The organism is Sphingobacterium puteale (assembly GCF_003627955.1).
In the GTDB taxonomy this organism is placed as follows: Bacteria; Bacteroidota; Bacteroidia; order Sphingobacteriales; family Sphingobacteriaceae; genus Sphingobacterium; species Sphingobacterium puteale.
On sequence record NZ_RBWS01000022.1, the window covers coordinates 86,287 to 109,363 of the forward strand.

Below are 23,077 nucleotides of genomic sequence, written 5' to 3' on the forward strand. Positions count from 1 at the left end.
TTGATATGAAATATAAAATGATAAAAAGAAACTGGAAGAATATGGCGACCGCACTTATAGCATTTTGCTTTCTCCTATCGGCCTGTAAAAAGGATGACGATATTATTGACGAAACTAAAATGGGCGATTTCTCTATTGAGTTTGACCATATCGTTGGGGAAGACCGATTATATATCGACCCTAACTATCTGTACCGAAATGCAAAAGGCGAGCAATTCAGTATACGTATCCTGATGTACTACATCAGCAATATCAAGCTTTACAAAGCCGATGGAAGTAGTTATACCGTTCCGCAGGACGACAGCTATTTTATGGTGAATGGATCGGATAGAACGACCCGCTTTACCAAGGTCAAGGTGCCTGAGGGCGATTACACCAAAATTGAGTTTATGATCGGCGTCGATCAGGAAAGAAACATGATGCCTATGGAACGAAGAACGGGGGTGCTTTCCTTCAATCCGGGAGAAGGCCATGCGGGTATGTTCTGGACATGGAGCCAGGGTTATATCTTCTTCAAACTGGAAGGGAATAGTGACGTGGTATCCGATGATCAGCAAGGTGACCCTACTGGTAATAAACAATTCAAATATCATATCGGAGGTTTTGGTTACCCCTTTGATGATCCGGAAGCAATGAACAATATCAAAATCATTACAGTTGACCTGACCAAAACTAGTGGAGACCATTTGGCGCATGTGAGAGCAGACTTAAGGAGCAATGTCCATTTGATGGTCGACCTGATGCAGATCTTTAATGGCCCGTATAAGTTGAGTATAGCAGATAAACCTAACGTCATGTTCAATAAAGAGGATAGTGGGAATATCGCAGGTAATTTTGGCGTTCTGTTTACGCATGATCATACCGAAAACTATGTGCGAAGTGAAGAGGAGCTTTCCTCGAATTAATAAAACAAGGAAGAGATGAAGAAAATAATAGTTATTACCACGATTCTTGCCCTGATATGGGCCTGCAAAAAAGGAAATGACATCTTGGAGGACGAAGAGATATTCTTTGGGTTTGTACAGCCTTCCAATTTTCCGAAACCTGCCTATGACCTCACCAGAAATCCGGTGACAAAGGATGGTTTTGAATTAGGGAAAAAATTATTTTATGAACCAAGGCTTTCGCGAAACAATACAATCGCCTGTGGGAGCTGTCATATACAAGGAGCTGGATTTACACACCACGGCCATGACGTAAGTCACGGGATTGATGACCGGCTTGGGACACGTAATCCCATGCCGATTATGAACTTGGCCTGGCACAATGAGTTCTTTTGGGATGGCGGTGTATTTGATCTCGACTTGTCAGGGGTAAATGCTATCCATAGTGAGGTGGAGATGGACGAGACGGTACCCAACATCCTGCTCAAATTAAGGGCACGTCCGGAATATCCTGCGCTGTTCAAGAAAGCTTTCGGTACGGAGGAGATTACAGATGTGTTGTTTTTTAGGGCCTTGTCGCAATTTATGCTCATGGCTACCAGTAGTGATTCCAAATACGACAAAGTGATGCGTAAGGAAAAAGGTGCTTCTTTTTCAGAATCGGAAAAACGGGGTTATCTGTTTTTCCAGAATAACTGTGCGAACTGCCACAAAGAACCCTTGTTCACGGATCTTAGTTATCGTAACAATGGTATACGTCCCAATAGAAGTAATGACAAAGGAAGAGCTATCGTAACGGGTAACGTAAAGGACGAATACAGATTCAAGGTACCCTCTTTAAGGAACCTTTCCTTTACCGCGCCTTATACACACGACGGACGCTATCTGACCGTTAGCCGTATGCTCGACCATTATCGCCATGATATGGTAGATTCACCGACATTGGATCCACTGTTCCGTCAATCTAACGGCACATTGGGCATTGCCATGACCGAGGATGAAAAAACAGATTTAATGGCATTTCTGAAAACACTGGAAGACCCTGCCTTTTTGTCGAACAAGTTACTTTCAGAACCATTCGGGTCTGATTTTATAGTCAATTAGCTATTAGAATATGAGAAAGAGAATAATACTATCGATTTTTTCCGTTGTCGCACTTTTTGCAAACATACCCATGTCAGTAGCCTGTGATGTCTGCGGCTGTGGTGTCGGAAGCTACTACTTGGGCATCTTACCGAACTTCAACAAACGTTTTGTCGGTTTACGATACCAACAGAATAGACTACAGACCCACCTCGGCCCTAACGGTATCCGTACACCGAATTCAACGAATGAAACCTATCGTACGATGGAACTTTGGGGCGCATGGAATTTCGGAGAACGTTGGCGGGTAATGGCGATAATTCCGTATAGTTTTAATGAACGGACCATTGGTAACAACAGCTTGGAAACCGGAAAGAAGAACGGGCTTGGCGATATTGTTGTTATGGGGCATTACAAACTTCTGGATGATGTCCGTACGACAGGAAAGAACAAAATTCTTATGCAGTCCTTATGGGTGGGGGCAGGAATCAAGGCGCCTACCGGTAAATATGATACCAGCGAACAATCCAGTGCAGAGATGGGCGCTCCGAATAACTTCCAATTAGGAACGGCGAGTACAGATTTTATGATCAATGCGGCTTACGACATTCGTTTGATGGATGCCGGACTCAACGTCAATGCAACGTATAAGATCAATACAGAAAACAAGCATGATTATCGCTATGCCAACAAATTAACAATTAATGCACTGGGATACTATAAGTTCAATATAAAGAACAAAGTACGTATTTCTCCAAATGCAGGTGTGCTATATGAAACACAGCCAAAAGATCTGCTTTATAACCGCTTTGACGTTACCCAGTCTGGTGGACATTCCACGATGGGAATTGCAGGTGTTGAAATCAATATCGGGGCAATCTCTATTGGTGGAAATTTTCAGACTCCGATCAATCAAAATCTCGCAGATGGACGTATAAAGGCTGAAAATCGTTTTATGACCCATGTATCATTCTCCTTTTAATTTCACCAGTAAAATAAACAGATATATGAAAAGATTAAATATAATATTAGCCGTTGGTCTTCTCGTTACGGCTATTGCGTGCAACAACAGTCCGAAGACAAACAGTTCAACAGCTCCACCGGAGACAAAAGCAGACCAACCTAAAGAAATGGTCGTCCACGATTACCTTAAAGAAGGCAATAAAGGGATCGGACCTATAACGTCATTTACACAACCTGAATTTGACCAGACTGTTGCAGATGAAGGAAATAAACTTTTCATCGTGAAGTGTACGATGTGTCATGAATACAGCGAAAACAAGCTTGGCCCAGCTTTGAAAGGTGTAACGAAGAAAAGAACACCGGAATGGATACTGAATCTGCTATTAAATACACAGGAAATGTTTGATAAGGATCCAGATGCACTTGCCATAAAAGACGACTTCGAAAGTATGATGGTCAGTGTTGGCCTAAATGAACAGGAAGCAAAGTCTATACTGGAATATTTAAGACAGGAAGATGCAAGAACGAATTAGGAACTAAAATCCATTTATCATGAAAACAACAAATAGAAGAGATTTTGTTAGAGGTAGTTTAACACTGGCTACCGGTTTATTGTTAACCAATAAGACATTTGCAGATAGTACGCTAGGATCGAAGGTAACTAGCAAATTCAAATTTGAGAAGGCAAGCCTGAACTATTCCTATAATGAACTGGAGCCTGTCATCGACACGGCTACTATGGAAATACACTATGTGCGTCACTACGGGACATATATCACCAGTGCGAACGAAGCCATTATTTCGGAAAACGTATCGGCAGCTCATGTAAAGGATTTGTTTTCCCGTATATCGAACTATTCTACGAAGCTCCGCAATAATGCGGGAGGAGCATTTAACCACGAACTGTTCTGGTCTATTCTCCGTAAACCAACAGACAACAATGTACCAACAGGACAGCTTGACCAAGCGATTAGAAGCAGTTTTGGATCTTTCGACTCGTTTAAAGAACAATTTTCTAAAGCCGCATTAGGACAGTTTGGCTCGGGATGGGCATGGCTGGTAAAAGACGGCAATCAATTAAAAATTGGTTCGACACCCAATCAGGACAATCCTTTAATGAATGTGTCGCCATTCAAAGGTACTCCAATCTTGGGACTCGATGTGTGGGAACATGCTTATTATCTGAACTATCAGAATAAGCGGGCCGACTATGTCGATAAATGGTGGGAGATTGTAAACTGGGAGCAGGTGGAACATCTATATCGTACATCCAAATAAAATTAATTATACACAATACAATAAACAAATGATCAAAAAGAGTTTTTTTTCTATCGCATTATTGACAATGATGGCATCTTGTTCTAAGGACACAGAACTTGTGGAAGTAGCTGGTGGAAATCTTTCCATCGAATTTGACAATGTCGTAGGCAACGAGGATTTTGCGCTTGATAAGGCTTTCGACATTGATGGCAAGACCTATACATTTAATAGTTTTAGATATTGGGTAAGCAATATCCGATTACAAAAACAGAATGGTGAATGGATCGAAATCCCAAACTCTTATTACCTGATCGAGGAAACTAAGGACATTGCTATTCAGGATGGAGCTTATAACTACCCCGCCAGAAAGCGGGAGCAGATAGACTTACAAAACCTGCCTATTGAAACCTATACAGCAATCGAGTTCGGTATCGGCGTAGATAGTGAACTTAACGACAATCTTAGTATAACCTCTGGTGAACTGTCTGCTATGACAGGTATGACCAATATTTCATGGATGTGGCACACAAGTTATATTTTCACTTCACTAAAAGGTCTGGCAGAGGACGGTACAACCAAGATTATTAAGATCGAAACAGGATTGAACGATAATTACCGAACGGTTAAAATCGACTTTAAAACTCCCGTTAATCTTGCACAGGAAACGCGATCGAAAATTGAATTTAAGGGTGACGTACTTAGCCTCCTTGGATCGTTCGACAGTTGGGAAACACCGGTCGTTGGAGCACAGCAACTGAAGCAAATGAAGACTATTTCAGACCATTTTTCGACTAATTTTTTTACATTAAAATAATTATATAGGCATGATGTTTAAAATTAATTCATACATCCTTACCTCTCTTGCGATAGCATTATTATTTATAAGCTGTTCAGAAGACAATCCAGTTTTAGAATCGGAACTGGAACCTAAGCTCTCGTGTCGTGTGAACTTTTACACGAGAAACTGGTATATGGGGGATCGATCTGGCAATCCTGCACAAACACCATTCAGTTATGATGCGCAAGGACGCGTTATATTGGCTCCGGTGGGAAGCAATCAGATTTCTTTTGAATATTATGAAGACAAAGTGATTCTGAAATATGCCGGAGAGGCTCCTAACACTGTAACCGATTATTACTCTTTGAATGAAAAAGGTCTTATTACTCACCTTAGGCGTAAATGGATGGCGCCTTGGGAGACAGAAATCAAAGACTATCTTGTACTGGATTTTGTATACAATGAACAAGGATACTTGACTCGTATCAAAGAAGAAGACAAAGAAGTTTTGTTTTCATATGAAGATGGGAACTTGGTCAATATCCATGATGGGCTCAATGGGAACGATGAGGATATAAAGCTTACCTATTATGCCAATACGGATTTCTCTAATCTACCTATACACAGCACAGCGCCAATTTATCATATTAATTCATTGCACAGGACCCCTACGCCAATATTTAATCCGGTCGGAATGGCCGTTCTTACATCCGGCGGATACTTCGGTAAGTTTCCAAAAAACCGTATTAAGACTATTGGTACATATGAGCTGTTATACGAATCAGACGATAAAAACAATATAAGTAAACTAACGGAGGTGAATTCGGCCGAATCAATCGATTCGGCGGTTTATCATATCGAACATACCTGCTTTTAATCTCTCTTTACATGGAGGGGTAAATGATCATTTTAAAAAAATGAGATTCACCAGGAAAGTTATTTCCTGTGTTTTTTGGAGAATTGGAGTAACCTGCCAGTTACTTTTTCAATATAAAGGACTCATAATATGAATTAATTAATTAGTTGTTTGAATTGGTTAATGATAGTGAAATCTAACCGATCAAATACAAAATAACTATCATGTAGATTGGTCATAAAATTAAGTAAAAAATATTGGCGCGCAGACGCTACAGAGCAAAGAAAACTGGTGATTTCTTAATGATACAGGGAAACAAGTGCAGGCCTGCACTTGTTTCCCTGTATTAGGTATTACCGACATGATGCTCAACTAATTTACCCCCGAGATTATCCAGATCTGGTGTTGACGTCCAGAAACTACCTCAACCTGTTCGCCTGATTCGGCCTAATATGCACATCAAAGTTGCAAAATCTCTCCATATTACTTTATTTTTTAGTTCATTATAAATGATAATGAGGAGGGGCGAGGTGGCCGTCATTTTTATTGAACGCGATTAATATTCCCGATTTTTATGTAAGTTTGGGATATAAACCGAAATTTTTTGTGGACCTAATAACAATCTGGAGATAAATGTGCTATGGCATCTATTGAAATAAGTAAAGATGTTTTAGAAGCTATTGGCTATGGAGATCATAGTGCCTTTAATCTGTTTTACAAGGCCTATTACCCAGTTGTCTTACGCGTGGTTAAGCGGTACCTTAAAATAGATGTTTTAGTTGAAGACGTTGTACAGGAAATTTTTACGAAAATTTGGATCGAAAGAACCAAACTTATCCGTGTTGTATCGCTTGAATCCTATTTATTCATCGTCGTAAAAAATTATACACTCAACTATTTACACAAAATTGCAACAGATCGTATCAAACAGCAGCGTATTTTAGAAAGTTTTGAACTTGGTATCAATAGTGTCGACCAACATGTTCTTGATAAAGAATATCAAGTAAAGCTTCAGGAGATACTCAATAGATTGCCGACCCAAACAAAGCGGGTGTTTGAGCTCTGTAGAGTTGAAGGGAAAAGTTACGAAGAATCTTCCAGAATGTTAGGTGTCTCCAAAAGTGCAATCAAAAAGCATATGATCCGGTGCATCAATACCTTGAAAAAGTATTTACAGCATGATCTGAATTTACCCCTAGTCCTGTTTTTCCTCCTGAAATCAATTCTATAGAAAAAAAATGAAAAGAGGGGTGGCCTCTTTTCATTTTTTTTTGTCTTTACTTCTATAAGCAATTATGGAAGACCTCGATTTTTATAAAACATTAATATGCCGTTACCTCAGTGGGGCCGCTAGCCGTTCTGAAGTAGCGCTATTTTTTAGACTATTGGAATCCGGTGAATTGGACCCTTTGATAGAAGATCAATTAAGGTATGATTTGAGGCAAGAGCTATCCACTATTCGTAAAAGAAACAAGGAACGACGGATACGCTGGCAAATTGGAATAGCTGCGAGTATACTGCTATGTGTTACTTCTTTGTGGTTTTTCTTGCCGCATAACGAGACCCCGAAAGCGGAACGTACAAACTTGGTATCCACTACGAAAAATGTTGCTTTAGGTCAGATCGATTCCGTCTTACTTTCCGATGGGACAAAAGTTTGGCTCAATGCCGGTTCAAAAATAGAATATCCCGAAAAATTTGATGGGGGGGAGCGAAAAGTTAAAATAAGCGGGGAAGCATTTTTCGATGTGACCCACAATGCACAGGTACCTTTTGTGATAGAAACCGAACAAAAGCAAGTCAAAGTCTATGGAACCTCCTTTAATGTTAAATCATATAAAGATGAAAAATTTACCGTTGCGGTAAAAAATGGTAAGGTGGGTGTAAAAGAGGTTAATAGTGACAAAGAATGGCTATTAATGAAAAATGACCTGATCACTTATAGTGAAAAATCAAAGGCGATTTTGTTGAGAAACCAAAATTTAGAAACAATACTGGCATGGAAACAAGGTGATATCGTTTTTGATGGTAAAAGTCTTGCTGAAATCCTGCCGGCCATCCAACGAAAATACAATATTAAAATTAAGTTAAGTCATCCGGATATTGGGAAACTTCAAATGATCGGCCGCTATAAAAATACATCATTAAGTACACTTTTAGAGGCCATGAAGTTTTCCCTAAATATTGGGTACGAGAAAAAAGGGGAGCTTGTTTTAATAACCACGCAAGATCGCTAACTAATACACCAACATTATAAACCTTATTAAGATATGTAAATGCTCATTAAAATTAATGGCCGCTATTTTAGAAATAACGACCATCATGATTGGTCGCTGTTGCTTCTTTCCACGGGCACAACAGTGACGCTGTTCAATTTTTAATCAAACAATCTAATATAATGAAAAAAACTAATCAACGAAAAATTGTAATTATGTCGTTCGGGTTTGGATTGCCTTTATTTTTGATCTGTTTTTCGTTTTCCTTGTTAAAGGCAGAGATTGCTCTTTCCCAAACGGTGGCTTCCAAAAAGATCTCCATGGACGTGACAACCAATAATATTCAGGAAGCTTTTAATATGATTGAAAAGCAAGTCAACGTCTCCTTTACCTATAAAAAGGATTTGCTTTCCATACCATTGCAAATAGCCCTTAATGTCAAGGATACTCCTTTAAAAACGGTTTTGGAAGAAATCCGTAAGCAAACTGACCTTGATTTTAAAGAAATAGATGGAAATGTAATTGCTGTTAGATATCAACCAGGTTCGCTCGGAGTGAAACAAAAGGCCGCCCGCCAAAATATCGTTAAGGGGTCTGTCGTTTCTGCCGGCGATGGGAATCCGCTACCGGGTATCAGTGTACATGTAAAAGGAACAAACAGAACTTCCATGACAGACGACAGAGGGAATTTCACCTTGTCTGATATTCCGGGCGATGCGGTTTTGGTATTCACCTATATTGGCTATGAGAAGCAGGAGATTCCTGTAAATAACAGGGGATTTATACAAATTAGACTAATCGAATCTTATACAGACCTGGACGAAGTTGTGGTAGTAGGGTATGGCACGCAGAAGAAGGTGAATCTAACCGGTTCCGTTTCGTCCGTTTCTGCTACTGACATTGAAGACAGGCCCATTACCCAAGCCTCGCAGGCGCTAGCCGGTTTAGCAACAGGTGTTTCGGTTTCTCAAAGCGCAGGACGTCCTGGAAATGATGCAGCTTCGATACGCATCAGAGGGCAGGGAACCTTTTCGGGAGCTGGAAACGATCCGTTAGTACTAATAGATGGTCTGGCAGCTTCGATGAATGACATCGATCCTAACAACATAAAGAGCATTTCAGTGTTAAAAGACGCTGCGTCAGCCTCTATATATGGTACGCGTGGTGCAAACGGGGTTATTCTGATCGAAACGAAACGCGGCACAAGCGGTAGACTTCGGGTTTCGTACAATAACACTATTGGCTGGCAGAAAGTGACAGAACTCCCCGATTTTGTAGCATCGGACGAATATGCGACCCTATTTAATGAGGCAAATACGAATGTTGGCCAAGCTTTAACCTATACACCCGAAGAGATTGATAAGTTCCGATCGGGTGTTGATCCCGACAATTATCCGAATGTACCGCACCTGAAAAACCTGCTTTCTTCGGGCTCGGGCTTTCAGATGAACCACAATGTTTCTTTTTCCGGTGGCTCAGATAAGAACTCCTACCTATTTTCCTTAGGCTACCTGGATCAGGATGGTGTTGTTGCCAAAAATAATTATCACCGCTATAACTTCATGCTGAATTCGGATAGTAAAATACTGGATAACCTTACGCTGAAGGTGAATATGACGGGTAACAGTGCACAAACCAATGAGCCAAGGCAATTCGATGGCGAAATGATGAGCATGATCGGTTTCGCTGTCAGACAGGGACCTATTTATGCAGGTAGAAAGTCGGACGGGACCTTTGGCTATCAGGACAATTTCAGTCCGGAAGCATGGCTTTCGAGCGAGTCTTTCGTAAACCGTGCAAACAAGTTTTTTTTAGGGGGAGCTGAGCTTGCCTGGGAAATAGTACCCGGGCTTACCTGGAGTGGTAAAGCGGGATACAATTATAATAATTTTACGAACAATAGCTTTGCGTCTGATTTTATTTTTGACCAAAATAAGCGGGTTGGCCCGAACAATCTGACCGTTAACTCGGGCGACAACTCGTTGTTAACGCTTCAGTCCCTATTACAGTATAACAGGACTTATGGAAAACACGCAATCAATGCATTAGCGGGTTACTCGGAAGAAAAATTCCGCTCAGACTGGACCACCGCTTTCCGTGACGATTTTCCGAGTAATCTGTTGCACGAGCTAAATGCAGGGTCATCAGCCAATATGCAATCGTCCGGCTCGGCGGCTGAATGGGCCTTGCGCTCATTCTTTGGACGGGTAAACTATATATTATCAGATCGTTATCTGTTTGAAGTGAATGCAAGGTATGACGGAACTTCCCGCTTCCCCAGCGAAGGACGTTGGGGGCTGTTTCCCTCTGTTTCGGCAGCCTGGCGGATCTCTGAAGAACCTTTCTTTAAAGAGCATGTGACTGGAGTCGATAACTTGAAATTGCGGGCATCTTGGGGAACGTTGGGAAATCAGAATATCGGTAATTATCCCTATCAGAATGTGCTGAGTTTGGGCAACAATTATCCGATCGGTGGTGTATTGCTCCCAGGTGCGCGCTTAACTACCTTGGCAAACAGCGATATTACATGGGAAACAACAGAGGTAAGGGGAATCGGTCTCGATTTCTCACTTATGAAAGGAAAACTTGCCTTCGTGATGGACTATTTTGATAAGCGTACACGGGATATTCTATATAATTTGACGGTTTCAAGTGTGTTGGGATTGACACCATCGGAGGTAAATGCCGCATCTGTACGGAACAACGGATTTGAATTTCTGATGGATTATCGTACCTCTATCGGAAAGTTGAATATAGGGTTCAGTCCGAATTTTACCTATACGAAAAACCGGGTAACAAAACTGGCGGATGGTCTAACGCAAGATATTGCAAAAAACTTGTTTGTGGGGCAACCATTGGGAGCTATTTATGGCTATGTAGCCGACGGCCTTTTCGTTGACGAAAACGATATTGCAGCCTACCCAACGCAACCCTATGCGGCGCAACCCGGTTTTGTGCGATACGCCGATATAAGCGGCCTCAACGGTACTCCAGATGGAGTTGTCGATCCGGCAAATGACCGAACAATTATCGGCAATACCGTGCCCAAGTTTAGCTATGGCGCCACCATAAGGTTTGATTACCAAGGTGTGGATCTTTCTGTTCTACTTCATGGATTGGCAGGTTTTGATCGTCAGATGGGCTCTTATCAGGCATTCGCATTTTATAATGGAGGACAGATTCAGCGATGGCAGGCCGATAACAGATGGAGTGCCGACAATCCTGATCGAAATGCAGAATATATTAAATTGACCAGTTTAAATATGGGTTCCGGAACGATTATGCCATCTACATTCTGGAATCGGAACGCAAGTTTTCTTCGCCTCAAGAATATTCAGCTGGGTTACTCTTTTCCTGAGAAAATTACCAGGAAGATGCGGTTGGACAGGCTGCGTATTTTCTTCAGCGGACAGAATTTATTTTCCCTGAGCAGCTTTTATCAGGGCTGGGATCCTGAGATGGGGCAGGGCACAGGCGATAACACACCCTTTTATCCGATAACCAGTGTGTACACTTTTGGCTTGAATGTTAATTTTTAACGGTAGATAATCAATAACATGAAGATAATAATGAAATTCATCACATATTTTAGCCAAAAGCGGTTGTGCTACCTGTTTTTGGCCGCATGCACATTTTTTGCAGCATGCAGCAAGGATTTTTTTAATAAGCAGCCCTTGGATGCGGTGTCGGATGCTACTTTCTGGAAAACAGAAAAAGATGCCCTACTGGCTTTGGTGGGCTGTTATAACACAGGAGCCGGATGGAAAGGCGAAGATTTCTGGACACCACGGAGCCTGTTGTACCTTGATCTTATGGCGGGTAACGGATCGGAAAAGGAGCTGATACCAGACAGAGTAACGGATGGTACATTAAACTCTGCTTATTGGGTAACGGAAGGATACTGGCGAAATTCTTATCAAAAGTTGACGGCCTGCAACAACTTTCTCGACAATATCGGCAAAGTGGAAATGGATGAAAACAAGAAAGCCGCTATGATAGGTGAGGTTAAAACCTTGCGAGCTTATGAATACTTTAATCTAGCGCTTTATTTTGGAGGTGTTCCATTGGTCACCAAAGTGTTGAGCATCGAGGAGGCAAATAATGTACTCCGCGCCTCACGTGATGAAGTTTGGGATTTTGCGGAAGCAGAGCTGATAGAAGGTGCGGCAGCTTTACCAGCAAGCAGACCTGCAAGTGAACAGGGGCGGATTACGGCGGGTGCAGCTTTGGCTATTCTTGGCCGTTTACAAATGGCGAAGGAAAAGTGGGCGGAAGCCGCAGCGACCTATAAAAAAATAATAGATTTTGATGTGTATCGTATTCACCCCGATTTTGCTTCGCTTTTCTCAAGTGGGAACGTTGCGACGAGCGAATTTATTCTTACTTCGCAATACCAGGAAGATGTGTACGGGCATGTGTTACTCCAGTACATGTACCCTGAAACCTGGGGAGGATGGCATCAGTTTTCGCCCTATAATGAACTGGTAAAAGCGTTTGAATGTATAGACGGAAAGTCGATTGAAGAATCCGGCTTATACGATCCATCCAACCCTTACGAAAACAGAGACCCTCGTCTTGATTATACCGTTTTGATCTCCGACAGAAGTGTATTCAAGGGGCAGACCTACATCGCGCGTCCCGGAACGACCTCTCCTGATAGATTCAACCGTTACAATTGGAGTGGTTACTGCATACGTAAGTTCATGGATGAAAGTTTCAATGGAAACCTGATGAACTTTGGGGGCAACTGGGCGATTATCCGTTATCCGGAGGTTTTATTGGGTTACCTTGAATCTAAGCTGGAAGCTGGCGACCCTATCGACCAAACTCTTTTGGATGCGACAATCAACCTGGTGAGGGGAAGGCAGAATGTGGCCATGCCTAAAGTTACCGCTACGGGTGTAGAATCCTTGCGGTCGGTGATAAGACGGGAACGCCGGGTTGAATTTGCATTTGAGGGTTTACGGTATTTTGATGTGCTGCGATGGGGTATTGCTGCGCAGGAACTTAATAGGCAGTTCACGGGGATGAAATTAACCAATAATCCTGCTGGATATAAAGACTTTCCTGTGGATGATGAGGGCTATCTGATCTATCAGCGACGCAACTTCAAGGCAGGTGTGAACGAGTTATGGCCCATTCCCCTGTCTGAACTCCAGATCAACGGAAATCTTACGCAAAACGTGGGTTACTGATTTATCTTGTATCCCACTTCATCCTAGTACAAACACGTTAAAAAAAAATACATGAAAAGAAGAACTGTAATAAAAACTTTGGGAATAGCTATTCCGTCGTTTTGGTTAAGTAAAACTATCGCGGGTTCAAAGATACATGCCAATGCGCCTATAGCTAAAGTAGACTTTAAACCAGATTGGAAATCGCTAGAGCAGTACGAGGTTCCCCAGTGGTTCCGCGACGCGAAGTTTGGTATTTGGGCACATTGGGGACCCCAGTGTCAACCTGAACGAGGTGACTGGTACGCAAGAGGAATGTATCAGGAGGGGAGCGATCAATATAACTATCATGTGCAAAAATATGGCCATCCCTCGAAATTCGGATTCAAAGATGTGATCAATGAATGGAAAGCAGATAAATGGGATCCGGAAATGTTGTTGGATCTTTACAAGCGTGCAGGAGCTCAGTACTTTGTTGCCTTAGCCAACCATCATGATAATATGGATCTCTATGATAGTAGCCATCAGCCTTGGAACTCCACCAAAGTGGGCCCAAAAAAAGATTTAATGGCAGGCTGGGCGAAGGCAGCCAAAAATCATGGTTTACGTTTCGGCGCGAGCGTTCACGCTGCACATGCATGGACTTGGTACGAAACAGCACAACGTGCAGACAAAAAAGGGCCTCTGAAAGATATACCCTATGACGGAAAAATCACAAAAGCTGATGGCAATAATAAATGGTGGGATGGCCTAGATCCGCAAGACCTCTACGCACAAAACCACCCCTTAAGCGAAAATAGCGGAGATGATGGAATGATTCATCGTCAATGGCATTGGGGTAATGGCGTAAACGTGCCTACCAAAAACTATTGCAATAATTTTCACGACCGGACCATCGAACTTATTGATAAGTACGAGCCTGACTTAGTTTATTTCGATGATACTGCATTGCCTTTATGGCCGATAGACGATGCCGGTTTAAGGATTGCAGCCCATTATTACAATGTCAGTCAGCAAAAGCACAATGGCAAACTGGAGGCTGTAATTAATGGGAAAATTCTCGATGATCAACAGCGAAAATGTATGGTTTGGGATATTGAGAAAGGGCAAAGTAATCAGATAGAGAAGGAGCCTTGGCAAACGTGCACCTGCATCGGTGCTTGGCATTACGATCGACGCATTTATGAGAATAAAAGTTATAAAAGTGCCAAAACGGTCATCCATATGCTAGCTGATGTGGTAAGTAAAAATGGAAACCTTCTTTTGAGCGTTCCGCTTAGAGGAGACGGTTCCATCGATTCGGAAGCCCTCAAAACAGTAGAAGGGATCGCCTCTTGGATGAGCGTAAATAGCGAGAGTATAATCAGCACGAGGCCTTGGAACGTTTTTGGAGAGGGGCCTGCTATGGAAAATGCTGCCCCCTTAACGGCACAAGGGTTTAATGAAGGAAAAAATAAGCCTTTTACCGCCGAAGACGTGAGATTCACTGCCAAAGGGAATGTATTATACGCTATTGTAATGGGATGGCCTGAAACAGGAAATGTTTTGATCAAAAGTTTAAATAAAAATAATTACCCCGCTAATAAAGTACAGCTTTTAGGTGCAAAGAATAACGTTAGGTTTGAGCAAACAACGAATGGTCTAGCAGTGACGTTTCCGGATACTATGGATAAAAAGCAACCGGCTTACGTGTTTAAAATCACATGAAAATGAGCCTGATTGATTTGAAAGATCTGGCTTGGGCAAACGCAAAGGATGAGCAATATTGTTCATCCTTTTTTCTTCTTGTTTCTTAGATACTATAGAAATTTCCTATGATCGTGCTCAATCTCGGACCTTGCTTAACAGAGATTGTTTTTTATTCAACGAATCGCATCGTATGTGGTATCTTACTTATATACTAGGGTAACAGAAAATTAATAAATTCAGTTTAATAACCAATCTAAGAGCGGATCATATTTAAATTCCTTGGTGATGTTGCACCTTCGTTTGTGAAATCTCAATGTCAATAGAACTTCTTAAACAAGATCGATAGCTGAAAGTTTAATGCATATTATGGGAGAAGTTTTCGTATGAAAATTATGTGATTGTATGTACTACTGTTTATAGATTTACCAGTTTTAATCTAATCCGACCCAATTATTGTGTGATTTATTCAGGCTGTGACGAAGTTATACAAGACAAACCGTTGGAGGGACAACAAAAAAGCCCGATACTCAAAAAAATCTCGGGCTTTTTTTTAAAGATTTTTTAAACAGCGTCTGCTACTTTAAATATCATGCACTAACTAATAGTTTTACTTGAATTTAAAATTCAAAGTACAGTCGCTAGTAATTTTTTAGAGTTCAGTTTATGAGTTAAAAAAATATTCCTTATTATTTTTTGCCCACTCTTCTAATGAAGTCATTTTTACGGGAAGTTTCTCTAATACTCCACTCATGTCAGGATTGAATTTCTTAGGATACTCATTTGCATTTTGAAGACTTTCATAATAAGAAGCAACACTTGCTGCTCCAGCTTCACCTACAAATGGTGTTAAAATATCTTTAAACTCCTTTGGTGGCTGTGGATAATAGACAATGTTTTCTCCTACTCCTTTAGAAAAATTATCTGCTGTCTCATTACCACTTAAATTCTCTAAACCACTGATCTGGAAACTATCTGATGTTAAATCTTGATTATAAATTGCCTCAACAACAAATGCACTTACATCTCTGGAAGCTATCCAGCCTATTGGCATTGCTTCTGGGGTAGGATATGCCAACTTCTTTTCGTTTTTTATGAATGGTGCACAGAAACCTCCCATTAGATTTTCCATATAAATGGTTGGCTCAATAATCACATAATTTATTCCACTATTTTGTAAATAATCTCTAACATCAAGTTTCACATCGTCAACAGGTGATCCTACTTTTTCAGATTCTAACCAACCACTTGTATTCCATACGATTTTTTTTACACTATTTTTTTTTGCTGCATCGATTACATTCTTTGCATACTGTAAGCCGTCAAAGGGATTCTGTAAGGATACCGGAATCATAAAAGCGATTGCATCTATGTCTTTTGTTATTTCCACTATTCTTTGAGCGTCACTCAAATTTGCCAAAACTGGCGTAGCACCTGCCTGACTTAACTTCTCAAAACTCTTTCCTGAGCTCGTAGCTGCAATTACTTCTGCTCCTTTTTTAATACCTTCTGATATTACATTGAATTGTTGTGAGCCGGTAGCTCCAAATACTAATATTTTCATATATTTTATGTTTAATTTAAAATGTGTATGATTGTACATCTTCAGCAACATTCACTTTATCGCCATTCCTTTTTTAGAAAGAATTCTTTTCGTGTAAGTGTATGGTAACAACATGTTTAAAGTTTTCTTCTTTTACGCCTTCAGGCCCATCTGAAAGGACTGGATTGTAAGCCATAATAGCGCTCTGTCTGTTATTTTCTGTCTGCATCACCCTGCTTTATTTTAAAATAATATTGTACAAAAATATGCTATTTCTTACCTTTGTACAAGTACTTACCCTTTTGTTTGGTACCTACTAAATGGTTAGAATTACTGATTGTCAATGGAAAAAAACTTAAAAATAAATCCACCTTGCGATGATAGCTGTCCTGTGAGAGCGTCTTTAACTTTACTGGGTGGTAAATGGACATTAATGATATTGTTTCAGATCAACGAAGGTATAATGCGATATGGTGAACTGAAACGAGCTGTTACAGGCATCAGCGAAAAAATGTTGATTCAAGAATTGAATATGCTTGTTGAAAATAGGTTAGTCAACAAAAAAGTCTATCCCGAAATCCCTCCAAAAGTAGAGTATACGTTAACTGATTTAGGATTGAAGACTTTGCCTATTGTGGATAAATTGGCTGAATTCGGACTGGATAATTTAGTTAAAAAAGTCGGTCTAAACGCCAAACATCAATAACAGCCTATCAAGAATGACACGTACTTATAGTATTTGGTACCTATTGATCAAGTTATTATGTTTGTCTAAAAGTTTCAACAAATAGTATGGATATGAATAAAGTTGTACAGCCAGTCCAATATATCAGAATAATATATGCGCTTAAAAAAGATATTGAAGAATGGGCTGAAGCTAATTTGCAAGACCTATGGCCCGGCAAGTTTCAACTATCCTATATGCAGGTGCTGATATATATTGACGAGGAGGGGACTACAAATAAATTGTTGGCTCAACAGGCACAGATTTCAAAGCAGGCTATGAGCCGCATCATCTCAAATATGATAGAAAAAAATATCATTGAAGTACAGCCTGTTGAAGCGGATAAAAGGTATTCAAAAATCACTTTAACTGACCTTGGAAAGGAAATTGTCAGAGAATCCCATTTACGTTTTAGCAAATATATCGAGACTATTTCCGAAGGTGGTGACTGGAAATCCATTGTTGATAGCCTGACTGCTCTTTCTTCGCTTCTTAAAAAATAGCAGATCTTTTGGTCTTGTCATATTAATGTAATAACGCATTAATATAGTAAGCATTGTTGACTAATATTAGTCAACAATGCTTACTATTGTATAATTAATTTGTACAACGATGCCAAGAATTAAAATCAAAAGAACAGCACCAAGTGTAGATATGACAGCAATGTCTGATGTGACATTTCTCTTATTGAACTTCTTTGTAATGACAGCAGTATTCAAAACTCCAGAACCCATTCCTATAGATGTTCCTGCCTCAGTAGTAACGGAAAAAATGCCCGACGAAAATTTCGCAATGATAACCGTAAGTAATGACGGGAAGTGTCTTTTGTCTTTTGCGGAAAGAGATGTAAAACAACAAACTTTGGATATTATGATTGAAAAATACAATATCCGACTGACGCCTGAAGAAAAAGAAAAATTTTTAGCACTGGAAACTTTAGGTGTTCCGATAAGGCAGCTAAAGCAATTTTTGTCTTTATCTACTGATAAATATTTGGACAAATCATTTAATCCCGGTATCGCTGTCGATACGACAACTAATATGTCAAATGAACTTTTCAATTGGATTTCTACAGCAAGAAAAGTAAACTATGGTCTGCACGACAATCAATTGAAGATATTAATAAAGGCAGACGGTAATGTAAAGTTCCCAGCGGTAAGTCAGGTCATCGAAACATTACGTAATCAAAAAGCTAATAAATTCAGTTTTATTACAAGTTTAAAGAGTGAGGCATAATCTCCAACCGTTCAAATATTTTTATCTATGTTTGATTATATAATACGGTTCTATCGGATAATGACATTTTTTTCATTAGGAATATGTACTTCTGTGGTTCTGTTGTTTCTGCTTTACACTTATTATTTACAAAATTACACTGATTTTTCAAACGGATTGAAGCATGGTTTATCAATAGCAACAATCCTTATTATCCGTGAAACACATGTTTTTATGCGTAGACAATCAATATTGTTTGAACCTATAGAAATAACAGCTTGCATTGTAAGTTCTGAAAAAGTGAAAGGGCAATCAGTTCTGAAAAGTTTGAGAATAAAGATTATGATCTCGTCTGTCATAATCTTTATAATGGGTACACTGATTTTACTGAATGCATATCCTAAAAATTCATATCTCGAAGGAATAACAAGGGCCTTATTCACTTCTGCAATGCTGTTTTTACTGGTATCGACCATTCTTTTGGTAAGATATTCTTACTACGTAAGCAGGCTCTCCAAGTAAGGGAAAAGTTATCATAACTGATAATTTGTAAACCCTTATATATTGATAACCAGTTATCCTAACCAATTTGTGGGTATCCTACAAATTGGTAGGTACTTGTATGGAAGTGGATATTTCCTCAACTTTGCATACGTTCTGATCTTAAAATCATAAGAAAAGAAGAAGTAATTCGATAGTCAAACTATGGAAATTTTAAGGTCTTTCGGACAAAAGAAAATAGGCTATCTGCAATTAGATACAACGATTCCATTTGATAGTGTTTCGTTGCCTTGCCATAAATCGGGCGACTGTTACATTATTCTCTTTGCGGGGAGCGGAAGTACTGTTATTTCTGACTTTGTTGAGTATAAAGCGGAGCAGGATACCTTGTTTTTTTTTAATATCGGACAGCAATTTCAAATGGACAATAATACTGAAGGGGAACTCGTTTATTTCAATCCAGAATTTTACTGTATTGCCTTTCACGATAAAGAACTGACATGTGACGGTGTTCTATTCAATAATGTTTTCGAAACACCATCAATAACACTTACAGAGGACGAAGGCATTTCATTCAGAAAGGTTATTGCAGAGATAAAAGGGGAACTGAACAGGGAAGATTACTGGACAGAGGAAATGACAAGGACAAAACTTAAAGAACTTATTATTACGGCAAGCAGATCGTGGCTTGACCGCAGCCCCGAGCAGAAAGGCCCGAGAACAATGGAAGATGCGCTGAACAGGAAATTCAGCGAATTGGTGGAAACAAATTACCATAAGAATCACAGTGTTGCTGATTATGCGGAACTGCTCTTTATTAGTCCAAAGACCCTCAATCGAAAGATTGTACGTGAAAAAGGAATATCTCCCAATACCATTATCAAGAACAGGATTATTCTTCAGGCTAAGCGGTTACTGATCAATACAGATCTGAAAGTAAAGGAAATCGCCGCTCAGCTCGGCTATGATGATCAATCTTATTTTGTCCGCTTTTTCAGAATCCAAACAGGGAAATCCCCATTTGAATTTAAAAGAAGAGCAATTTCCGAATAGCAGGTGGCAAAATGTCCTATACATTGTGCCGTATGTCCATTGTCTTCAAATTTTTACACAGGTAACTTTGTACAGTTAATAATTTTAAACAATAGATTTTATGGCAATAAATATGAGAGCCGTTTGGAAGGGAAGTTTTAAGCAAGGAAACGGAAAATTGGGTATAGAGAATTCTGAATTGAATGGCGTAAGTTTTCAACCTTTTTTTGCAAAAAGTGATGGTAGCTTTACAAATCCGGAAGAACTGCTGGCTTCAGCTCACGCAACATGTTATGCGATGACGCTAGCTTACATCCTTTCGGAAAGCGGAATTTCTGCTGACAGTCTTGAAACGAGTGTTTCACTAGTAGTAGAAAACAATGTAGTTAAGAGCTCAAACCTTAATCTTGAAGCCAAAATCCCTGATATTGATAACGATCGTTTTCAGCAGTTTGCAGGCAAGGCCAAAGATATGTGTACAATAGGAAATGCGCTTAGTGTAGAAATTAATTTGAAGGCATCGCTAAAATAACGTAGAGAAAGTCGTTGAAAAGACGGCTTTTTTTAAGTGACATTTTTGTTCCTTTGTCGTGGAACCAAAAAGTCAAACATCTCGCAAAGCCACTCGCCTAATTTTCCACGTATATCATATTCTTTAGTTCTGATATGTCGACATATTCCATTTCACCATCAATTAGGCAGCGGAATAGTATACTTTTCATCGTTCTTTCTTCCACTGAATTTCGCCACGCTCAATCATTCCGATATATTTTTCGATATGATCCTTCGTTAGTGGTGTATTATCGTCCAGGTAATATTCAAATTTCTTTGCAAACAGGTCATATTGAATAGATGCTACATAAACATTGTTGACATAAATATGCCAGATACCGCCTTTCTTTACGCTAATACGGACAATGTTGCGTTTGCCATTGCTGTAGAATAGCTCTGGCGAATCGTGGTCAAACCGACGAATAAGAGCATCGATGCAGGCCTCCTTAATGTCGTGTGCCAGTACGCCATATGCTAATTCCCATTCGCCCTGTGATCGCCTGAATATATAGAAAGACTTCCCGTTTTTGTCATATAAATAGTAATCCCTCATGCCCATACTCTTATCATCTATGGTCATATGAACATATAGCACACGATTTCTACAGTGAACTTCAAGTGGTTTCATAAAATAAAATTACTAATAATATTAGTAATTTGTCAAGATAAATTTTCGATTTAACATTTTCCTCATGTTATGCAATTGGATGGCTGAGCTGTAGCTATGAAATGAACAATAGCTATTTCTTACAGCAATGTTTTTTTTTAGATTCTCTGGTTAGTAGCTTAAGAGATCTGAGTGTACAAATACTTCTCCCGCAATACACTGTTAAGGCAAATAGACGATCAGAACACAGGAATCTATCATGTGTTTTGCATCAACCAATATTGACTAATCCTGATACTTTTTAAAAGAGAAGTAATGCTTTTTATCACAGATTTCCTGCTGAAATTTAAATATAATGCCTTCTTTGGTTATGTAAAACATGTCAGCAACACCCCAGTCCATAATACCACAGTTATTATCCGGGTTTAACCTCACTTTTATGGTAGGGTTGATTTTGTGATAAATAATTCCCTCTTTTATAAATTCACTTATCTTATAAGTATCTTTATTTGGATAATATACCTTGTCAATTTCTAGCCTGTTATCACTTTGTTTAATGTATAAAGTTGGTACTATATTTCTTTTTTTTCGTTGGTTCGTAAAAATGATTTTGTCGCGATGCAAATATCCCATTTGATAAATGATATAGTTGCTTAAATTAACGATGCTGTCAGGTTGATTGGTATAATTGCTCGCATATTGAGGAGCGCCGAGCCTTTGTCGGTATGGTTTTATTGGTACTAAATTCAGTACCCTTTTTAAGGTGTCAGATGTTTTTTCTATAAACAAGTAATGTATCCCAATCTTGGTTGCGGTATCCTGTTCCGGATAGGTATAAAACTCTTCTCGGCTATAACAACTGAAATTTTTGAAATTAAGCGTATCCAAGATTGTTTCCTCGAATGTTGTTCGGTCGGGGAAGTTAATGTAGTAGGTCGAACAGCTGCTAAGTGTAAACAGAAAGGAAATAATTAGATATTTAAATAGATTCATTGTCGATCTTTTTATCGTTTCACTTTGATCTGATTGTCCCATCAACCCCTATATGAAAAGTAGAGTTATCGGGATGATAAGGGTTATTTCTCATGTAATGGATCATTTTCTGTCCCTGAAAAGCCCTAAGTTTTGAATTGATCAGGTTAAAATTCAGCTGACGGTTATGTTTTAATCCAACGCCCAATCTAAAGTAATCCATATTAAACTGTCGTTCATTTGGCGCACCATAGACCACCATGTTATTGTTTAACGCGCTAGCTAACTCATAGCTTCCCAGAGAATAACCTGTAAATCTGTTGTATGCTAGTTGAATATGATTTATATCGATATAGTCTTTATTGGAATGCCATGCTATCATGGCCGCAGAAGTAAACCAGCGATCTTTTTGGTCAGCCATGAATTTGGGTAATACACCATCGTTTTGGTAAAATATGTGTACGTTTCCAAATTTTCCATATACTGATCCCACGCGTTGTGTCTTTTCACTTAATGGGCCAGACCGCGACAATAATAATACATGGCCAGTTCCGATAGCTAAAGATAAAGGATACGGATTTTTGACAGCTGGGAATGACAAGTCCGCCATACTGTAGAAAGGCTGGTTGTAGCTGTTCAGTTTATCCATTTCTTTCGCTTTGTATGGAGATATCACTGCTTGTACGGTAGAGTGGACCTGTGCTGCAAACCCCTTCCGTTTACTTGAAAAGAAGTTGTAAGTACCATTTATTCCTACCTGTGCCACCAAACCTCCGTAATCAGGATTTATACTGCCTCCGAAATTTAGATTACCATAGGCATACAAGTTCTCAGCAAGATTTTTGGGCTTGATCAGTTTAAATCCAATGGTCAACGAGCTGGACATACCATATTGAAATAAGTTACTCTTGCTTTCATAGATTTGGGCCCTACTGTATAGGAAGCAGATAAGTAGTGCTATTGTACTATAAATAGGTGCTAATTTCATGGCATAAAATGTTCTTGTAATTGTCTTATTTTACATTAAATTT

At 39.6% G+C, this 23,077-nt stretch carries 22 protein-coding genes; 17 read left to right on the top strand and 5 right to left on the bottom strand.

The genetic code is table 11. From position 1 onward, the window contains the following. Window positions 1-5: 5 nt before the first annotated feature. The 12 genes from D7322_RS23450 (at window position 6) to D7322_RS23505 (ending at window position 14,921) form a co-directional block, all read left to right on the top strand. Complete coding sequence (locus D7322_RS23450; protein ID WP_241254765.1) at window positions 6-905, top strand: MbnP family protein; 900 nt, start codon at window positions 6-8, stop codon at window positions 903-905. A 15-nt stretch (window positions 906-920) separates the two neighbouring features. After that, on the top strand, window positions 921-1,988 hold the full coding sequence (locus D7322_RS23455; protein WP_121126627.1) for a cytochrome-c peroxidase: 1,068 nt from the start codon (window positions 921-923) through the stop codon (window positions 1,986-1,988). Window positions 1,989-1,998: 10 nt separating this feature from the next. Then, entirely contained in the window at window positions 1,999-2,949 is a 951-nt protein-coding gene (locus D7322_RS23460; RefSeq protein ID WP_121126628.1) for a transporter family protein, read from the top strand. Window positions 2,950-2,974: 25 nt separating this feature from the next. Beyond that, complete coding sequence (locus tag D7322_RS23465; RefSeq protein WP_241254764.1) at window positions 2,975-3,463, top strand: c-type cytochrome; 489 nt, start codon at window positions 2,975-2,977, stop codon at window positions 3,461-3,463. Between the two features lie 19 nt (window positions 3,464-3,482). Continuing rightward, a complete protein-coding gene (locus D7322_RS23470) occupies window positions 3,483-4,208 on the top strand; it encodes a superoxide dismutase (RefSeq protein WP_121126629.1) in 726 nt (241 codons plus the stop codon). 28 nt (window positions 4,209-4,236) lie between these two features. Further along, window positions 4,237-5,004, top strand: coding sequence for an MbnP family protein (locus tag D7322_RS23475; protein WP_121126630.1), 768 nt, complete (start codon window positions 4,237-4,239; stop codon window positions 5,002-5,004). Window positions 5,005-5,014: 10 nt separating this feature from the next. Continuing rightward, complete coding sequence (locus D7322_RS23480) at window positions 5,015-5,845, top strand: DUF4595 domain-containing protein (RefSeq protein ID WP_121126631.1); 831 nt, start codon at window positions 5,015-5,017, stop codon at window positions 5,843-5,845. Between the two features lie 619 nt (window positions 5,846-6,464). Beyond that, window positions 6,465-7,055: an RNA polymerase sigma factor gene (locus D7322_RS23485; protein ID WP_121126632.1), complete on the top strand. Its 591-nt coding sequence runs from the start codon at window positions 6,465-6,467 to the stop codon at window positions 7,053-7,055. A gap of 64 nt (window positions 7,056-7,119) precedes the next feature. Continuing rightward, a complete protein-coding gene (locus D7322_RS23490) occupies window positions 7,120-8,061 on the top strand; it encodes a FecR family protein (RefSeq protein ID WP_121126633.1) in 942 nt (313 codons plus the stop codon). A 161-nt stretch (window positions 8,062-8,222) separates the two neighbouring features. Then, window positions 8,223-11,579: a TonB-dependent receptor gene (locus tag D7322_RS23495; protein ID WP_121126634.1), complete on the top strand. Its 3,357-nt coding sequence runs from the start codon at window positions 8,223-8,225 to the stop codon at window positions 11,577-11,579. A 30-nt stretch (window positions 11,580-11,609) separates the two neighbouring features. After that, window positions 11,610-13,235, top strand: coding sequence for a RagB/SusD family nutrient uptake outer membrane protein (locus tag D7322_RS23500; RefSeq protein WP_165307820.1), 1,626 nt, complete (start codon window positions 11,610-11,612; stop codon window positions 13,233-13,235). A gap of 51 nt (window positions 13,236-13,286) precedes the next feature. Beyond that, window positions 13,287-14,921, top strand: coding sequence for an alpha-L-fucosidase (locus tag D7322_RS23505; protein WP_165307818.1), 1,635 nt, complete (start codon window positions 13,287-13,289; stop codon window positions 14,919-14,921). 643 nt (window positions 14,922-15,564) lie between these two features. On the opposite strand, the gene D7322_RS23510 is transcribed toward D7322_RS23505, so the two are convergent. Beyond that, window positions 15,565-16,464: an SDR family oxidoreductase gene (locus tag D7322_RS23510; RefSeq protein ID WP_165307816.1), complete on the bottom strand. Its 900-nt coding sequence runs from the start codon at window positions 16,462-16,464 to the stop codon at window positions 15,565-15,567. A 73-nt stretch (window positions 16,465-16,537) separates the two neighbouring features. Beyond that, on the bottom strand, window positions 16,538-16,672 hold the full coding sequence (locus tag D7322_RS29145) for a hypothetical protein (RefSeq protein WP_262707663.1): 135 nt from the start codon (window positions 16,670-16,672) through the stop codon (window positions 16,538-16,540). A gap of 114 nt (window positions 16,673-16,786) precedes the next feature. On the opposite strand from D7322_RS29145, the gene D7322_RS23515 reads away from it, so the two are divergent. From D7322_RS23515 to D7322_RS23540, 5 genes are all read left to right on the top strand, one after another. Further along, the gene (locus D7322_RS23515; RefSeq protein ID WP_121126637.1) at window positions 16,787-17,149 is read left to right on the top strand and encodes a winged helix-turn-helix transcriptional regulator; all 363 of its coding nucleotides are present in this window, start codon (window positions 16,787-16,789) and stop codon (window positions 17,147-17,149) included. A gap of 92 nt (window positions 17,150-17,241) precedes the next feature. After that, window positions 17,242-17,670 carry a MarR family winged helix-turn-helix transcriptional regulator gene (locus D7322_RS23520; protein WP_183078824.1) on the top strand — a complete coding sequence of 143 codons (429 nt, stop codon included), beginning with the start codon at window positions 17,242-17,244 and terminating at the stop codon, window positions 17,668-17,670. Between the two features lie 109 nt (window positions 17,671-17,779). Further along, window positions 17,780-18,403, top strand: coding sequence for an ExbD/TolR family protein (locus D7322_RS23525; protein ID WP_121126639.1), 624 nt, complete (start codon window positions 17,780-17,782; stop codon window positions 18,401-18,403). Between the two features lie 684 nt (window positions 18,404-19,087). Next, complete coding sequence (locus D7322_RS23535) at window positions 19,088-19,936, top strand: AraC family transcriptional regulator (protein WP_121126641.1); 849 nt, start codon at window positions 19,088-19,090, stop codon at window positions 19,934-19,936. A 100-nt stretch (window positions 19,937-20,036) separates the two neighbouring features. Continuing rightward, on the top strand, window positions 20,037-20,447 hold the full coding sequence (locus tag D7322_RS23540) for an OsmC family peroxiredoxin (RefSeq protein ID WP_121126642.1): 411 nt from the start codon (window positions 20,037-20,039) through the stop codon (window positions 20,445-20,447). Between the two features lie 186 nt (window positions 20,448-20,633). Here the strand turns inward: D7322_RS23540 and D7322_RS23545 are convergent, their stop codons facing one another. From D7322_RS23545 to D7322_RS23555, 3 genes are all read right to left on the bottom strand, one after another. Continuing rightward, window positions 20,634-21,095, bottom strand: coding sequence for a hypothetical protein (locus tag D7322_RS23545; RefSeq protein ID WP_147430528.1), 462 nt, complete (start codon window positions 21,093-21,095; stop codon window positions 20,634-20,636). A 264-nt stretch (window positions 21,096-21,359) separates the two neighbouring features. Next, window positions 21,360-22,067 (bottom strand): hypothetical protein, encoded by a 708-nt coding sequence (locus D7322_RS23550; protein ID WP_147430529.1) that lies wholly within the window; start codon window positions 22,065-22,067, stop codon window positions 21,360-21,362. A gap of 19 nt (window positions 22,068-22,086) precedes the next feature. Then, entirely contained in the window at window positions 22,087-23,034 is a 948-nt protein-coding gene (locus tag D7322_RS23555) for a hypothetical protein (RefSeq protein ID WP_147430530.1), read from the bottom strand. Window positions 23,035-23,077: the final 43 nt, after the last annotated feature.

Excerpts from the sequence above, each read along its gene's own strand:
- D7322_RS23505 (WP_165307818.1), top strand. The coding sequence starts at position 13,287 with ATGAAAAGAAGAACTGTAATAAAAACTTTGGGAATAGCTATTCCGTCG.
- D7322_RS23470 (WP_121126629.1), top strand. The coding sequence starts at position 3,483 with ATGAAAACAACAAATAGAAGAGATTTTGTTAGAGGTAGTTTAACACTG.
- D7322_RS23515 (WP_121126637.1), top strand. The coding sequence starts at position 16,787 with ATGGAAAAAAACTTAAAAATAAATCCACCTTGCGATGATAGCTGTCCT.
- D7322_RS23525 (WP_121126639.1), top strand. The coding sequence starts at position 17,780 with ATGCCAAGAATTAAAATCAAAAGAACAGCACCAAGTGTAGATATGACA.
- D7322_RS23490 (WP_121126633.1), top strand. The coding sequence starts at position 7,120 with ATGGAAGACCTCGATTTTTATAAAACATTAATATGCCGTTACCTCAGT.
- D7322_RS23535 (WP_121126641.1), top strand. The coding sequence starts at position 19,088 with ATGGAAATTTTAAGGTCTTTCGGACAAAAGAAAATAGGCTATCTGCAA.
- D7322_RS23455 (WP_121126627.1), top strand. The coding sequence starts at position 921 with ATGAAGAAAATAATAGTTATTACCACGATTCTTGCCCTGATATGGGCC.
- D7322_RS23495 (WP_121126634.1), top strand. The coding sequence starts at position 8,223 with ATGAAAAAAACTAATCAACGAAAAATTGTAATTATGTCGTTCGGGTTT.
- D7322_RS23540 (WP_121126642.1), top strand. The coding sequence starts at position 20,037 with ATGGCAATAAATATGAGAGCCGTTTGGAAGGGAAGTTTTAAGCAAGGA.
- D7322_RS23450 (WP_241254765.1), top strand. The coding sequence starts at position 6 with ATGAAATATAAAATGATAAAAAGAAACTGGAAGAATATGGCGACCGCA.
- D7322_RS23520 (WP_183078824.1), top strand. The coding sequence starts at position 17,242 with ATGAATAAAGTTGTACAGCCAGTCCAATATATCAGAATAATATATGCG.
- D7322_RS23510 (WP_165307816.1), bottom strand. The coding sequence starts at position 16,464 with ATGAAAATATTAGTATTTGGAGCTACCGGCTCACAACAATTCAATGTA.
- D7322_RS23475 (WP_121126630.1), top strand. The coding sequence starts at position 4,237 with ATGATCAAAAAGAGTTTTTTTTCTATCGCATTATTGACAATGATGGCA.
- D7322_RS23485 (WP_121126632.1), top strand. The coding sequence starts at position 6,465 with ATGGCATCTATTGAAATAAGTAAAGATGTTTTAGAAGCTATTGGCTAT.
- D7322_RS23480 (WP_121126631.1), top strand. The coding sequence starts at position 5,015 with ATGATGTTTAAAATTAATTCATACATCCTTACCTCTCTTGCGATAGCA.
- D7322_RS23555 (WP_147430530.1), bottom strand. The coding sequence starts at position 23,034 with ATGAAATTAGCACCTATTTATAGTACAATAGCACTACTTATCTGCTTC.
- D7322_RS29145 (WP_262707663.1), bottom strand. The coding sequence starts at position 16,672 with ATGCAGACAGAAAATAACAGACAGAGCGCTATTATGGCTTACAATCCA.
- D7322_RS23550 (WP_147430529.1), bottom strand. The coding sequence starts at position 22,067 with ATGAATCTATTTAAATATCTAATTATTTCCTTTCTGTTTACACTTAGC.
- D7322_RS23500 (WP_165307820.1), top strand. The coding sequence starts at position 11,610 with ATGAAATTCATCACATATTTTAGCCAAAAGCGGTTGTGCTACCTGTTT.
- D7322_RS23465 (WP_241254764.1), top strand. The coding sequence starts at position 2,975 with ATGAAAAGATTAAATATAATATTAGCCGTTGGTCTTCTCGTTACGGCT.
- D7322_RS23545 (WP_147430528.1), bottom strand. The coding sequence starts at position 21,095 with ATGAAACCACTTGAAGTTCACTGTAGAAATCGTGTGCTATATGTTCAT.
- D7322_RS23460 (WP_121126628.1), top strand. The coding sequence starts at position 1,999 with ATGAGAAAGAGAATAATACTATCGATTTTTTCCGTTGTCGCACTTTTT.